The organism is Mangrovicoccus sp. HB161399, assembly GCF_013184745.1.
Classification (GTDB): Bacteria; Pseudomonadota; Alphaproteobacteria; order Rhodobacterales; family Rhodobacteraceae; genus Mangrovicoccus.
Genome location: NZ_JAATVU010000059.1, coordinates 21,602 through 35,678 on the forward strand (window position 1 = coordinate 21,602; position 14,077 = coordinate 35,678).

At 68.0% G+C, this 14,077-nt stretch carries 10 protein-coding genes and 1 pseudogene; 2 read left to right on the forward strand and 9 right to left on the reverse strand.

The genetic code is table 11. The features are described 5' to 3' along the window. Nucleotides 1-2: 2 nt before the first annotated feature. The 3 genes and pseudogenes from HCC78_RS24170 to HCC78_RS24180 all read right to left on the reverse strand — a co-directional run bounded on the left by HCC78_RS24170 (nt 3) and on the right by HCC78_RS24180 (nt 1,869). The gene (locus tag HCC78_RS24170; protein ID WP_172331349.1) at nt 3-422 is read right to left on the reverse strand and encodes a Fur family transcriptional regulator; all 420 of its coding nucleotides are present in this window, start codon (nt 420-422) and stop codon (nt 3-5) included. Nucleotides 423-843: 421 nt separating this feature from the next. Next, nucleotides 844-1,149: pseudogene (locus HCC78_RS24175) on the reverse strand (PhzF family phenazine biosynthesis protein); the annotation flags it as partial. A gap of 18 nt (nt 1,150-1,167) precedes the next feature. Further along, entirely contained in the window at nt 1,168-1,869 is a 702-nt protein-coding gene (locus HCC78_RS24180) for a DUF533 domain-containing protein (RefSeq protein ID WP_172331350.1), read from the reverse strand. A gap of 167 nt (nt 1,870-2,036) precedes the next feature. Between HCC78_RS24180 and HCC78_RS24185 the strand changes: the two genes are divergently transcribed. Beyond that, entirely contained in the window at nt 2,037-2,930 is an 894-nt protein-coding gene (locus HCC78_RS24185) for a DMT family transporter (protein ID WP_172331351.1), read from the forward strand. Here HCC78_RS24185 and HCC78_RS24190 read toward each other — a convergent pair whose 3' ends face one another. The 3 genes from HCC78_RS24190 to HCC78_RS24200 all read right to left on the reverse strand — a co-directional run bounded on the left by HCC78_RS24190 (nt 2,931) and on the right by HCC78_RS24200 (nt 11,005). Continuing rightward, nucleotides 2,931-4,358, reverse strand: coding sequence for a YdiU family protein (locus tag HCC78_RS24190; protein ID WP_172331352.1), 1,428 nt, complete (start codon nt 4,356-4,358; stop codon nt 2,931-2,933). A 93-nt stretch (nt 4,359-4,451) separates the two neighbouring features. Further along, nucleotides 4,452-9,155, reverse strand: a complete 4,704-nt coding sequence (locus HCC78_RS24195; protein ID WP_172331353.1) for a translocation/assembly module TamB domain-containing protein — start codon at nt 9,153-9,155, stop codon at nt 4,452-4,454. Then, nucleotides 9,155-11,005: an autotransporter assembly complex family protein gene (locus tag HCC78_RS24200; protein WP_172331354.1), complete on the reverse strand. Its 1,851-nt coding sequence runs from the start codon at nt 11,003-11,005 to the stop codon at nt 9,155-9,157. Before HCC78_RS24200 ends, HCC78_RS24195 begins: the two co-directional genes overlap by 1 nt. A gap of 162 nt (nt 11,006-11,167) precedes the next feature. Here HCC78_RS24200 and HCC78_RS24205 point away from each other — a divergent pair, with 162 nt between their 5' ends. Beyond that, a complete protein-coding gene (locus HCC78_RS24205; RefSeq protein ID WP_172331355.1) occupies nt 11,168-12,052 on the forward strand; it encodes an NAD(P)-dependent oxidoreductase in 885 nt (294 codons plus the stop codon). Nucleotides 12,053-12,301: 249 nt separating this feature from the next. On the opposite strand, the gene phoB is transcribed toward HCC78_RS24205, so the two are convergent. The 3 genes from phoB to HCC78_RS24220 form a co-directional block, all read right to left on the reverse strand. After that, nucleotides 12,302-12,991, reverse strand: coding sequence for a phosphate regulon transcriptional regulator PhoB (gene phoB, locus HCC78_RS24210; protein WP_172331356.1), 690 nt, complete (start codon nt 12,989-12,991; stop codon nt 12,302-12,304). Nucleotides 12,992-12,994: 3 nt separating this feature from the next. Then, on the reverse strand, nt 12,995-13,708 hold the full coding sequence (gene phoU / locus HCC78_RS24215; protein WP_172331357.1) for a phosphate signaling complex protein PhoU: 714 nt from the start codon (nt 13,706-13,708) through the stop codon (nt 12,995-12,997). 68 nt (nt 13,709-13,776) lie between these two features. Continuing rightward, nucleotides 13,777-14,077 (reverse strand): phosphate ABC transporter ATP-binding protein (locus HCC78_RS24220; protein ID WP_371743923.1); only part of this gene is annotated, 301 nt, incomplete at its 5' end.

Sequence of the window (14,077 nt, forward strand, 5' to 3'; positions counted from 1 at the left end):
TGTTACGCCTTCGGTTTCTTGACGGGCACGCCGTAGAGTTCCAGCCGGTGCCCCTTCAGCCGGTAGCCGAGCTTGGCCGCTATCCTTTCCTGCAGCGCCTCGATTTCGGCATCGACGAATTCGATGACCTCGCCGGTATTGAGGTCGATCAGGTGGTCATGGTGATCCCGGTCGGCGGGTTCGTAGCGCGCGCGGCCGTCGCCGAACTCGCGCTTCTCCAGAATGCCGGCCTCCTCGAAGAGCTTCACCGTGCGGTAGACCGTGGCGATCGAGATGTTCGAATCGACGGACTGGGCGCGGGAATAGAGCTCCTCGACATCGGGATGGTCCTGAGTGTCCTGCAGCACCATCGCGATGATCCGCCGCTGTTCCGTCATGCGCAGGCCCTTTGCCTCGCAGCGTGCGATGATCCCGTCCGCCATCTTCCGTCCGTCCGTTCGAGTGTCTGCCAGTTCTAGTGCATCGCGGCTGATACGGCCAGACGGTTCGGGTTTGCAACCGCCTCAGAACGAAGCGAAGCGCCTCTGCATCACGGCGCGGGCCGAGCCGGATACGGTGACCCGCAGCTGGCTGGGCTGTGGGGCGGTCGCGGCCGCGCGGATCCGGCTTGGGCGCCCCATGGCGACTCCCTGCGAAAATGCCAATTTCAGCGGCTGCCCCGACAGGTCGCAGAGGAAGGCGGCCAGGGCGGCGGGTGGTTGCAGACTGCAACCTCATCGGTCTCCAGTCCGAGGCAAAGCGCGACGAGCGCCCGGTCGATGACGGCGCCGAGATGGAGCGGCACGTCGGTTGCCAGCGTGGCGTGCAGCCGATCGCCGTCGCGCCCAAGCCGGCAGGGGATTGGCCCACATTCTCTTCCAGAACGATCTTGGCGGGCAGGGGCTCGCCGCGTTCCAGCGCCATCTCGGCCAGGCAGATGGCAGTGCCGATGGTCGGGTGACCGGCAAAGGGCACCTCGCGCGACGGCGTGAAAATGCGGACCCGCGGGGCCCCGCCGCGTTCCGGCGGCAGGACGAAGACCGTCTCGGAGCAATTGAACCCGCGCGCCACAGCCTGCATCTGCGCGTGCCCGAGCGGGCCGGACGGGAACGCCACGGCCAAGGGGTTTCCGCCGAACACCCGGTCGGTGAACACGTCATGGTGCGGAATTCCGGACCGTCCAAGCGCTCAGCCCTGGTTGACGCCCATCCGCGCGTGGATGGCATCGCGGGTGGCGGCGTCCAGCTGCAGCGCGGCGGCGAGCGTGTCGAGATACTGGGTCTCTGCCTTGCTGTCGACGGTGATCGCCATCAGCGACATGGCATAGACCTGCGCGCGGCTCTGCTCGGTGGCGTCGCGGGCCAGTCCCATCGGGTCCAGCGGCGCGCCGAGCTGTTGCTTGACGAATGCGACCTCCTCGGGGCTGGCATCGCCGAGATGCGCCATGATCTTGCCCTGTTCCTCGGCATCGATCTCGCCGTCGGCCTTGGCGGCCTGTATCATCGCGCGGATCATCAGCTTGGCATTGTCCTCGGCCAACTGGCCCGCGGCCGTGCCTTGGGTCATGGTCGCGAACATGTCCGCCGCCGTGCCGCCGCTCGCCGCCGCCATTCCGGAAAAGGCGTTCATCATGCCGCCGAGACCTGCCATCTCGGCCGGGTTCCTCTGGGCCGCGATGCCGAAGCGGGACATCATGTCCTCGACCGCCTTGCCGCCGCCGGGCAGGCCCATCTTCTCGGCCATGGCGGACATCTGCGTGGCCATGTCGGAGCCCGACTTCTCCATCGCCTTGCGCACGCCGTCCATGCCGCCCATGCTCTGGTATTTCGTCAGGCCCTTGGCGGCGGCAAAGCCGATGCCGACGCTGACCAGGGTTTTCATGAAGCTCATGATCTCTCTCCCGTCCCGGCCCGGCGGCAGGATGCAGCGCGGGCCCTCCCGGACACGGTTGCACTTTGAAACCGCGGTTTCCAACGAAAAACTTGTCCGGCCGCGCCCTTGACTTGCCCGACGAAACAGCCTCTGGGGGACAGGTATAGACATAAGGGGGCAGGGCGATGCGCAAGGACCGGATGGACATGGCAGGGGCAGCGGGACTGGTCCTGTTTGCCGCGATCTTCGCGCTGAACCAGGTGGTGATCAAGGTCACCAATGGCGGCTTCCAGCCGATCTTCGGGGCCGGGCTGCGCGGCGTCGGGGCGGCGGCCTGCCTGATCCTGTGGATCTGGTGGCGCAAGATCCCCGTCCGGCTGCCGCGCGAGGCCCGGCTGGGCGCGGTGCTGATCGGGCTGTGCTTCACCACGGAGTTCCTCTGCCTGTTCCTGTCGCTCGACATGACCAGCGTGTCGCGCTCTGTGGTGATCTTCTATTCGATGCCGGTCTGGCTGACGCTTGCGGGACATTTCCTGATCCCGGGCGAGCGCATCACCCGGACCAAGGCGCTTGGCCTGGCCTGCGCCGTGGCCGGCGTGGGCATCGCGCTCGGCAACCGCTCGGGCGGGCAGGCGAGCCTGCTGGGCGACGTGCTGGCGCTCGGCGCCGCCTTCGGCTGGACCGGGATCGCGCTCTGCGCGCGGGTGACCAAGCTGCGCGAGGTCGCGCCGGAGGTGCAGCTGCTCTGCCAGCTGGCGATTTCCACCGTGATCCTGCTGTCGCTGTCGCCGCTCTTCGGACCGTTCCTGCGCGACCTCGCGCCGATCCATCTCTGGGGGCTGGGATTCCAGGCTGTGGTCGTGGCCTCGGGCGGGTTCCTGTTCTGGCTCTGGGTGCTGTCGATCTATCCCGCGGGCTCGGTGGCCAGCTTCAGCTTCCTCACCCCGGTCTTCGGGGTGCTGCTGGGCTGGGCCGTGCTGGGCGAGCATCTGGGCCCGGAGATCTTCCTGGCGTTGGCACTGGTCGCGGCCGGGCTGCTGCTGATCAACCGGCCCGTCCGCGGCGTGCGCACGGCCTGATCAGGTCCCGCAGAAGGTCCGCGCAACCACTTGATCTGGCTCCGGCGGCAACTCGAAACCGGGGGGCGGTTGCACGAAGGGATCGGTGACCGCGGCCAGCAGCGCCTCGAAGGGCGCCAGGTCGCCGCCGGTCGCCGCCACGATGGCCGCCTCGACCTGGTGGTTGCGGGGAATGGCCGCCGGGTTGGTGCGGTCCATCAGCGCCGTGTCGGCGCCGCCCTGCCGCGCCAGCCGCGCGGCGTAGCGCGGCAGCCAGGCCTCGAAGGGCGCGCGGTCCGTGAACCAGTCCTGCGCCCTGCCGCCGCTCAGCGCGCGGAAGGCGTTGGTGAAATCGGCTTGGCCCTGCTCCATCGCCTCCATCAGGTCGAGCACCAGCTGCCAGTCGTCTTCCTCTTCGGTCGCCAGCCCCAGCTTGGCGCGGAATTTCGCGAGGAAGGCGGCTTCGTAGAGCGGCGGGAAGCGGTGGACGGATTCGGTCGCCAGTTCCACCGCGCGGTCGCGGTCTTCGTCGATCAGCGGCAGCAGGCAGGTGGCGAACTGCGCGAGGTTCCAGGCGGCGATGCCCGGCTGGGCGTCATAGGCGTAGCGGCCGTAATGGTCGATCGAGGAATAGACCTGTTCGGCGCGGTAGGTATCCATGAAGGCGCAGGGACCGTAATCGATCGTCTCGCCGCCGACATGGCAGTTGTCGGTATTCATCACGCCATGGATGAAGCCCAGCCCCATCCACTCCGCGATCAGCCGCGCCTGCGCGGCGACGACGGCATCGAGCAGCTGCAGAGCGGTCTCCGCCTCCGGGTAGTGGCGGCGGCGGACATGGTCGGCCAGCATCTCGACCCCTTCGATATCGCCGCGGGCAGCAAAATACTGGAAGGTGCCGACGCGGATATGCGAAGAGGCCACGCGGGTCAGCACGGCGCCGGGCAGCGGGCCCTGCTCGCGCAGGATCGGCTCGCCGGTCGTCACCGCGGCCAGCGCGCGCGTCGTCGGCACGCCCATCGCATGCATCGCCTCGGAGACCAGGTATTCGCGGATCACCGGCCCGACCCAGGCGCGGCCGTCGCCCATGCGGGAAAACGGCGTGCGTCCGGCGCCCTTGAGCTGGATGTCGCGGCGGGCGCCGTCCGGGCCGACGACTTCGCCCAGCAGGATCGCGCGGCCATCGCCGAGCTGCGGGTTCCAGCCGCCGAACTGGTGCCCGGCATAGGCCTGCGCCAGGGGATCGGCGCCGTCGGGGACGTGGTTGCCGGCAAGGACGGCGACGCCTTCGGGCGACTCCAGCGCAGCCGGATCGATGCCCAGCTCCGCCGCCAGCGCGCGGTTCACCTTGATCAGCCCCGGCGCCTTTACCGGGACCGGCGCCTGGCGGACATGGAAGCGGTCGGGCAGGCGGACATAGCTGTTGTCAAAAGGGATGTGCAGGGTCATTGGCGGCTCCGTTCCTCTGCCATCATATGAGCAGCCGCGGTGCCAATTCCAGTGCAGAGGGGCGCGCGGGTTGCCGCGCGCGCCCCGCCGGGATCAGTAGTCCCGCTCGTAGGAGAAGCCCAGGCGGGTGTCGCCTTCGCTGTCGAAGCCGCCGCGGGCGGTGAAATTCGGCGTGATCTTGTAGTTCAGCCGGATCCGGCTGGTGCCGCCCGCGCCCACGGTCACGTCGGTATAGACGTCCTCGGACAGGTACTTGCCCGCGGTGACCTCGGTGTTGCCCTCGTCATCGGCCCCGACATTGAGCTGGTCGACGCCCACGCCCTGGCGGATCTTGCCGAACAGCCCGCCGCCGCCGCCGGTCAGCGTGTTGATCGCGCCGAGCAGCTGCGCGACCTCGAGGGGCGACAGCTCGCTGATCGGGCGGCCGAAGAAGAGATGCGACAGGACCTCGTCCTCGGGCAGTTCCGGGCTGGAGGAGAAGTCGAGCTCCGGGTTGTTGACCGGGCCCTGGATGATGATCTGCGCGTCGATCGGCGCGTCCTGCGAGGTGGCGACCATGTAGACATCAGGCACGAGGTCGCCGCCAAGGGTGATCTCGGCCGTGTCGAGATTCAGCACCTGGGTGAGGATGTCCATGCGCCCGCGGATCACCTCGAACCGGCCCGAGGGGATGATCCGCTGGGTGGTGCCGCCGATGTTCAGCTCGCCGCCGAATTCGGTGTCCAGGCCGCGGCCGCGCACGAAGATGCGGGCAGGGGCCGAGATGGTGATGTCGAGCGGATAGGCCACCGGGGCGCCGGTGCTGCCGTCGCCGGAACTGGTCTTGATCAGACCGGCCCGGTCGCGCGTGCCGTAGCTGTCGCGCGGCTCGCCGACATGGACCATGTCCGGGATCGGCCCGCCGCCGCCCATCGCGGAGGGGATCTCGATCTCGGCGCGCTCGACGTCGATCTGGCCGTTGATCGAGGCGCCGCCTGCCAGCGCGCCGGACAGGTTCACCCGGCCGCCCAGATCGATCGTGTAGAGGCTGGGATCGACGAGCTTCAGGTTGTTCAGCGCCACGTCGATATCGCCGTTGAAGGGCGCGGTCAGCGCGACCGGACCCGAGACGGTGACGGTGCCGCCGGTATCGAGATTGCCGCGGAAATCGAGGTTTGCCTGCGACTGCGCGAAGGTCAGGTTCAGGCCCATCTGCTCCAGCACGATGCGCGAGGTCGGGTCGACGAAGCGCGCGCCGCCGAAGCTGACCGAGCCCGACAGCGCGTCGAGCGAGGGCGCCCCCGCGAGCTTCAGGTCGATCGCGGCATTGCCGGTCAGCGAGCGCGGCGCCATGAAGGCATTGGCCAGCGCCAGCGGGATGCGGCCGGTGATCGCGATGTCCGAGGTGCCGTCCGGCCCCCAGGCACGGCCGTCGACATCCGCGGTCAGTCCGCCCGGTCCGGTGGCGGTCACGTCGGCGAAGAAATCGGTGCCGTTGCCGGAAATCTTGCCCGCCACCGTGGCCGGGCCGGGAATCTGGGGCACGAAGACGCCGATGTTACCGAGCCCGGCATCGACGTCAATGTCCAGGTTGGTGGGCGCCACGTCGCCGTTGACCGCGGCACGCAGGCCCGAGGGGCCGTCCGCTTTCAGGTCGACCGTCCAGGCGCTGCCCGCGCCCTTGGCATTGCCCTCCAGCGTGACCGGACCGGAGAGCTGGGGCACGAAGAGGCCGAGATTGGCCAGCCGCGCCGAGATGTCCAGGTCGCCGCCATCGGGCGCATAGGTGCCGCCGCCGCTGACCTGGACGTCCGGGTTGTCGACGTCCAGCCGCTCGATGGTGATCGTGCCGTTCTCGCTTCGCGCGGCGGCGTCGATCTTGGTGGCGCCGTCAAGCAGCTGGTCGACCTGCGGATTGCCGATGGCGATGTCCTGGCCGCTGCCGTTCAGGGCGCCGCTGAAATCGCCGGTGCCGGTGTCGTATGCGCCGGAGAGATCCGCGGCGAGTGTCCCGGCAAGCGGCATGCCGGTCAGCCCGGCCAGCCGCGACAGGTCACCCGTGTCCAGCGACAGCTCGGCGGAGGCCGAGAGCGCATCGTTCAGCCCGGCCAGCGCCGCCTTGCCCTGCGCCGACAGCTCGCCCGCGCTCAGGTGCAGGTCGGGGATGTCGAGCGTCCCGGCCTCCTGCTCGTAGACCAGGTTGGTGTCGAGGCTGACCGGCGCCCCCAGCTTGTCGGTCACCGCCGCGCCGCCGGCATCGAGCGCGACGTTGAAATTCGGCGCGGTGCCCTGGGCCGAGACGGTCAGCTCCACCGGGCCGTTCAGATGCGGCACGAAGGGATTGATCTCCTCCAGCCGGGCATCGAGGTCCAGATCGGCCGCCTGGGGAGAGATCGTGCCCGCGCCGTTCAGCGACAGGGCAGGGTTGTGGATGTCGAGCCGCTCGATGTCGAAGGCCAGGCCCTCGCCCTTGGCGGCGACGTCGATCACGGTTTCGCCCGCCAGCAGCGGATCGAGCTGCGGATTGCCGATGGCGATGTCCTTGCCGGTCCCGGACAGGGTCACGTCGAAGGCCGTGCCGGCGGCGTCGTAGCTGCCCTTCAGATCGGCATCCAGCGATCCGGCGAGCGGCATCCCGGCCAGACCGGCGAAGCGCGAGAGGTTGCCGGTTTTCAGGCTCAGCTCGGCATCCGCGGCCAACGCGGAATCCTTGAGTCCCGACAGCCAGACCGTGCCGTCCGCCGTCAGCTCGCCTGCCGACAGGTTCAGGTTCTTCACGTCCACCGTGCCTGCGGTGCCGACATAGGACACGTCCGAGGCCAGCGAGACCGGATCGCCCAGCTGGTCGGTGATTGCAGCGCCGCCGAGCTGCAGGTCGATGGCGTAATCCGGCGCCGCGCCGGTGACGGCGGCGGTCAGGTCCAGAGGGCCGTTCAGCTGCGGCGCGACCAGGTTGGCCTCGGCCAGGCTTGCCGTCAGGTTGAAATCGGCGGCGCTGGAGGACAGGCTGCCCGAGCCCTGCGCATCTATCTGGTCGGTATGGATCTCCAGCTGGTCGAGCCGGATGCCAGCGGAGGAGCGCGCGGCCGAAACCGCGACAGTCGATTGCCCTGCGATCAGCGGATCGACCTGCGGATTGCCGATGGCCAGATCCTGCGCATCGCCCGCAAGCGTGACGTCGAAGGCGCCGGTCAGCGCGGCGAAGCGCGCCTTCACCGAGCCGTCGAAGCTGCCCGCCAGCGGCTGTCCGACGATGGGCGCGAAGCGGGCGAGATCGCCGGTGGTCATCTGCGCATCGGTGGTGATCTCGATGTCGCCGCTTTCCACGCCCGCGACGTCGAGAATGCCCTGCAGGTTCAGATCGCCGGATTCCAGCAGGAGGTTGCGGATTGCAACCGCCCCGTCAGCCGCCGTGTAGGCGACGTCGGCATCGAAGGCGACCGGCTGGATCGCGCTGTCGATGGTCGGGTCGCTGACAGAGATGCCGTCGAGCTTGGCCGCGACATGGCTGGCGACCCGCGCCACGCCTGCCGGGGCATCGGCGGTGGCCGCCGTCTTCTCCAGCGAACCGTCGAGGTCGAAATCCGAGGCCACGACGAAGATGTCGCCCTGGCGCAGCTGGTCCACGCCGATCTTGGCGGTGAAGGCGTCGCCCTGCGCGGCGTCGTATTCGACGGCCAGCTCGGCCGAGAGCACCTGGGTCTCGGCGCCGGGAACGGGCAGGGTGACCGGCTCGCCGTCCTCGGCGCCGATCGAGCCCGAGACATTGACCAGCCGCGGCAGGCCCGAAGGCTCCAGCGCCACATTGCCCGCAAGGTTCAGCGCGCGCGAGGACAGGGTGAATTCGGGGATCTGGGTGCCGGTGTCCGGGTTCAGCTCGACTTTCGCGACCAGCCCGACATCGGTGCCGAAGAAATCGCGGTATTCCGGCGCGAAGAGCGGCGTGATGTCCCCGCCCAGATCGGCATCGATATTGGTGACGACCGGGCCCGCGGTGCCGTCGGTCTGGCCGACCACGACCGAGCCCGCCAGGCGTTCCTCGCCATCGGTGGCCAGCTGGATGTCCGCGGTGAAATCCGACAGCGGCGCATCGCCCTTGACCGACAGGTCGACCGACGGCGCGCCGGGGAATTTCGCCAGCGTCGCAATCAGGCCTCCCTGGTCTTCCTCTACATCAAGATTGACCGTCAGCTGCCTGGTTTCGTTGACATATCCCGTGTCGACCACAATCTGGCCCCGGATCGCGTCGGTACGCTGGATGTTCAGGTCCAGATTGCCTTCGCCGCCCGCGAGCTTGGCGCTGCCGCCGATCGACATCTGCGCATCCTGGCCGACCAGCGCTGCGCCGAGATCGAGCTCGGCAAGCGTGAGCTGGCCCAGCTCGATGGAGACCGGCAGGTCGGGCAGGGAGAAGGGCTGCACCGGCTCCGCCTCGGCCTCGATCGAGGGCGCCTCGGCGGGCGGCGTCTGCGGCGCGCGCACCAGATCGACCGAGCCGATCGACAGGCTGTCGATTTCCACGCGCTTGCGCAGCAGCGCCAGCCGCCGCCAGTTCATCGTCACGTCATGGATGGCCAGCCAGGTGCCCTGCGGGTCGGCCACCTCGATCGTGGCGATCTTGACCTCGGAACTCAGCGCGCCTTCCAGACCGATGATCCGCACGTCGCGCCCGTCGCCGCCGAGCGCGTTCTGGATGATCCGCTCGAGAAAGCCCGGGTCCTGAGTGTCCTCCTCCTGCGCCAGCATGGGCGCGGCGGGCAGGGCGATTGCCAGGGCCAGGAGGACGGGGGTGATATGCTTGCTGGTCATCTGGGTCATCAGAATGCCTGTCCCACGCCGATATAGAGATCGACCCGCGAGAATTCCTTCTCGGGGCCCTGATAGGGCGTGGCGATGTCGACCCGGATCGGACCGATTGGGGTGGCGTAGCGCACGCCCAGGCCCACGCCGGAATGGTAGTTGCTGTCCTCGTCGACCCAGGCATCCGCGCCGACCATGCCGTAATCCATGAAGCCGACCAGCCCGAGCGAGTCGGTCAGCCGGGTGCGGACCTCGCCGGAGAGGCCGAGGAAGCTGCGGCCGCCGACCGTGTCGCCGTCATAGGTGGAGCCGCCGAGCGCCTCGTAGCCCTGGCCGCGCACCGTGTCGCCGCCGCCGGAGAAGAACAGGTATTCGGGCGGCGTGCCTTCGAGCGACGCGCCCATCACCGAGCCGAGCTGCATCCGCCCGGCCAGGGTGACCGGCGAGTCGGCGCCGAAGCTGACATAGGCGCGGTTGTCCAGGTCGAGATGCAGCAGGTTCTCGGACCCGTTGACGCCGTACATCGGCGTGGCCTTGTAGTTGAGGTAGAAGCCGTTGAGCGGATCGCCCTCGTCGTCGCGACGGTCCCATTCCAGCCGCGAGGGGAAGGCGACATGGTTGAACTCGCGCTCGCCGAAGGCGTCGTCCACGTAGGAATAGCGGTAGCCGCCGGCCACTTCGCCCAGCAGGTCATCGCTGAAATAGCGCGTGACCCCGATGCCGAGGATCGCGATCTTTTCCTTGTAGTCGGGCTCGTCGTTCAGGGTGATGTTGGCGAAGGCGAAGGCCACGTTGTCCGGCCCGAGGAAGGCCGGGCGGCTGAGGCGCATGCCGAAATCGTAGTCGATGCCGCTGCCGGCATTGCCGATCCCGACCGTGTCGCCGCCGATATTCTTGATCTCGGCATCGAAGCGCAGCTGCTCGGCGCCGCCGAAGAGGTTGCGGTGCAGCCAGAAGCCCGAGAGCAGCGCGCCGTCGATGGTCGAATATTCCGCCGCGACGCCGAAGCGGTGCAGCGGCATGTCGATCACCGTCAGAGTGTAGTCGAGCGTGCCGTCGGGATTGGGCTGGTCGGCCTCCAGCAGGCTCACCGTGCGGAACGCGCCGGTGCGGCGCAGCCGGTTGGCGGCGTCGTTGAGCTCCTGCGGCGAGAAGATCTCGCCCTCGGGCAGGCCGAGGATCTCGCGCAGGCGCTTCTGCTTGACCTTGGACTGGCCCTCGATGGTAACGGTGCCGAAGCGCAGCTGCGGGCCGGGCTTGATCTCGATGTCGACATCGAGTTCGGCATCGGGATGGCGGGCGATGACCTCCTCGTCGCCGACTTCGGCCTTGGCATGGCCCGCATCGCGCCATTCGGTGACCGCGGCATTGGCGGCGCTGCCGATCAGCGCGCTCTTCGCGGGCTTGCCGGGTTCGAAGCCCTTGGCCAGCGGGTTGCCCTTGGCGGCGGAGTCCGGCTCGCGGGGGGCGACATCGGTGCGGCCGAAGGCAAACTGGTCGCCGGGCTCCACCGTGATGACGATCCTGTCGATCGCATTTGGCACCGAAAGCGGGCTGATATCGGCGGCTTCGCGGCCGTCGAGGGAGATGTTGACCACCGGCCCGTAATAGCCTTCGCCGTAGAGCACGCTGACCATCTGCCGGTAGTCCGCCAGCGCCGAGGCGAAGATGTCCTGGCTGTCCGCCGTTTCCTCGTCGAGCGCGCGCTTGGACGCGGAGGCCAGCTCCATCTGCGAGCGCAGGCTGTTGGCCACGTCCTCGGGTACGCCCACCACGTTGATTTCGACGGAAGAGAGCGAGAATGCGGGCGCGGCGAGACAGGCCAGAACCGCACCGGCCGCATATCCGAGTTTCGGGAAAGGTTGCACGACTTGCCTCCACGCCACCGCCAGTCGCCGCTGGCTTCATGTGTTAACGTCGCCTGTTTACTTGATCGCCTCAAGGTGTTTTCCGTTGGAGTGCGAGACTTGGCCGCTGTCGTTGCGACTTCGCGACAGGCCCGGCCGCACCGGAGGTAGAAGGAGCCTGACATGGCAAAAGTGGCATTTCTCGGACTTGGGGTTATGGGTTACCCAATGGCCGGGCATCTGGCGAAGGCCGGGCACGAGGTTGCGGTCTACAACCGCACGACCGCCAAGGCGGAGGCCTGGACCGCGCAGAATGGCGGCCGCCACGGGGTCACGCCGCGCGAGGCGGCAGAGGGCTGCGATTTCGTGATGACCTGCGTCGGCAATGACGACGACCTGCGCTCGGTGGCGTTCGGCGAGGACGGCGCGCTTGCGGGCATGGCCGCGGGCGCGGTGCTGGTCGATCACACGACGGCCTCTGCCATCGTGGCGAAGGAAATCGCCGGCGCCGCGGCGGCGTCGGGCATCGGCTTCGTGGACGCGCCGGTTTCGGGCGGCCAGGCAGGCGCCGAGAACGGCCAGCTCGCGATCATGTGCGGCGGCGCGGAAGCGGATTTCACCAAGGCGGAGCCGGTGATGCAGGCCTATGCCAAGGCGATCGACCATTTCGGCGATGTCGGCTCGGGCCAGCTGACCAAGATGGTCAACCAGGTCTGCATTGCCGGGATCGTCCAGGGCATCTCCGAGGGCCTGCACCTTGCGATGGAGGCCGGGCTGGACGCCAAGAAGGTTGCGAAGCTGGTCAGCCAGGGCGCGGGCGGGTCTTGGCAGCTGGCGAACCGCGCCGACACGATGGTCGACGGCAAATTCGACTTCGGCTTCGCGGTGGACTGGATGCGCAAGGATCTGGGCATTGCGCTGGAACAGGCCAAGGAAATGAAGATCGGCCTGCCGGTCGCGGCGCTGGTCGACCAGCATTACGGCGACGTCCAGGCCCTGGGCGGCGGGCGTTGGGATACCTCGGCGCTGATCCAGCGCCTGCGGGTGCTGAAAGGCCGCGATATCTGATCTTCCGGTTGCCGGGGAAAACGCGGCGCCGAAAACGGCGCCGCGGCTGCGTCCCGAAGGTCCGAAAGCTGGCGGAAAGAACCCCGGAAAGGGCCTCCCTGCAGCCTCATCCAGAGTTGCGAGAAGCGTGATTATGTCACGTTCTGATAGCTCTGCTATCAAGAACTTACATAATCAATCCAATGAAACTGGTAACTTACGGGGCGATCCTGATGCAAAACCGCCCCGTGGTTGCCATTTTCAACCGGTTCAGCCGAGCGCATAGCCCGCACCGCGCACCGTGCGCACCGGGTCTTCGCCGCCATGCTGGCACAGCGCCTTGCGCAGCCTTCCGATATGGACGTCGACGGTGCGTGTGTCGACATAGATGTCGCGGCCCCAGACGCGGTCGAGAAGCTGTTCGCGGCTCCAGACGCGGCCGGGCTTCTCCATGAAGGTCGACAAAAGCCGGAACTCGGTCGGCCCGAGCTTCAGCGGCCGGTCGGAGCGGAACACCTTGTGGCTCTCCGCATCCAGCACGATGTCCTCGAAAGCCAGCGTCTCGCCGACCGTGGCGGGCCGCGTGCGGCGTAGCTGGGTGCGGATCCGCGCCATCAGCTCGGCCACCGAATACGGCTTGGTCACGTAGTCGTCGGCGCCGGTCTCCAGCCCGCGCACCCGGTCGCCTTCCTCGGCGCGCGCCGAGATCATGATGACCGGCAGGCTGCGCGTCTCGGAGCGGCTCTTGATCTGGCGGCAGACCTCGATCCCGGAGACCGAGGGCAGCATCCAGTCGAGCACCACCAGGTCGGGATGGTCCTCGGCGACGAGCATCAGCGCCTCCTCGCCATCGGCCGCCGAGATCACCCGGTAGCCGCCGGCCTCGAGATTGTAGGAGAGCAGGTCCCGCTGGGACGGCTCGTCATCGACCACCAGGACCGTGGGCTGGGACGGCGACATGCGTTACTCCTCGACGGCTTTCTGGTAGGACGTCCGGTCGCCCTTCGGGCGGTTGTCCTCGGGCAGCTTGCCGGTGACCAGGTAGACCACCTGCTCGGCGATGCCGGTGACGTGGTCGCCCATCCGCTCGATGTTCTTGGCGATGAAATGCAGGTGCATGCAGCCGGTGATGTTGCGCGGGTCCTCCATCATGTAGGTCAGGAACTGGCGGAACAGCGCGTTGTACATCTGGTCGACCTCGGCATCGCGCAGGATCACGTCGCGGGCCAGCTTCTCGTCGCGCTTGATGTAGGCGTCGAGCGCGTCGATCAGCATCAGCTCCACCGCCTGGGCCATGCGGCGGATCGCCGGGGCCGTGTCGTGGATCTGGCTCATCTGCGTCAGCACGGTGGCGCGCTTGGCGATGTTCTTGGAATAGTCGCCGATGCGCTCCAGGTTGCCCGAAACCTTCATCACCGAGACGATGGTGCGCAGGTCGATGGCGGTGGGCTGGCGCATGGCGATCACCCGGATCGCCTCCTCGTTCACCCGGGTCTCGAGATCGTCGATCGCGGCGTCGTTGTTGCGCACGCTCTCGGCCAGCGCCTCGTCGCGGGTCTCGAGCGCGGTCGCCGCATCGGTGATGGCCGCCTCGACGAGGCCGCCCATCTTCATGATCATCGCCTGGATGGCTTCGAGATCGCGGTCGAAGGCGGTCTGGATATGGGTTTCCGGCATTGGAGTTGCCTCATCCTTGGAAGGGACGGGGAATGGCCCTGCCCCGTTGACGCGAAGACGGTCCGGCCTCAGCCGATCCGGCCGGTGATGTAGCTTTCGGTGCGGCTGTCGACCGGATTGGTGAAGATCTGCCCGGTTTCGCCGAACTCGACGAGGTTGCCGAGATGGAAGAAGGCGGTCTTCTGGCTGACCCGCGCGGCCTGCTGCATCGAGTGGGTGACGATCACCACCGAATAGCTTTCGCGCAGCTCGTCGATCAGCTCCTCGACCTGGGCGGTGGCGATCGGGTCGAGCGCGGAGCACGGCTCGTCCATCAGCAGCACCTCCGGCTCGGTCGCCACGGCGCGGGCGATGCACAGGCGCTGCTGC

Bases quoted from the DNA above. Each gene is read 5' to 3' on its own strand.
- HCC78_RS24205 (WP_172331355.1), top strand. From the start codon at position 11,168: ATGGCAAAAGTGGCATTTCTCGGACTTGGGGTTATGGGTTACCCAATG.
- HCC78_RS24180 (WP_172331350.1), bottom strand. From the start codon at position 1,869: ATGAGCTTCATGAAAACCCTGGTCAGCGTCGGCATCGGCTTTGCCGCC.
- phoB (WP_172331356.1), bottom strand. From the start codon at position 12,991: ATGTCGCCGTCCCAGCCCACGGTCCTGGTGGTCGATGACGAGCCGTCC.
- HCC78_RS24190 (WP_172331352.1), bottom strand. From the start codon at position 4,358: ATGACCCTGCACATCCCTTTTGACAACAGCTATGTCCGCCTGCCCGAC.
- HCC78_RS24170 (WP_172331349.1), bottom strand. From the start codon at position 422: ATGGCGGACGGGATCATCGCACGCTGCGAGGCAAAGGGCCTGCGCATG.
- phoU (WP_172331357.1), bottom strand. From the start codon at position 13,708: ATGCCGGAAACCCATATCCAGACCGCCTTCGACCGCGATCTCGAAGCC.
- HCC78_RS24185 (WP_172331351.1), top strand. From the start codon at position 2,037: ATGCGCAAGGACCGGATGGACATGGCAGGGGCAGCGGGACTGGTCCTG.
- HCC78_RS24195 (WP_172331353.1), bottom strand. From the start codon at position 9,155: ATGACCCAGATGACCAGCAAGCATATCACCCCCGTCCTCCTGGCCCTG.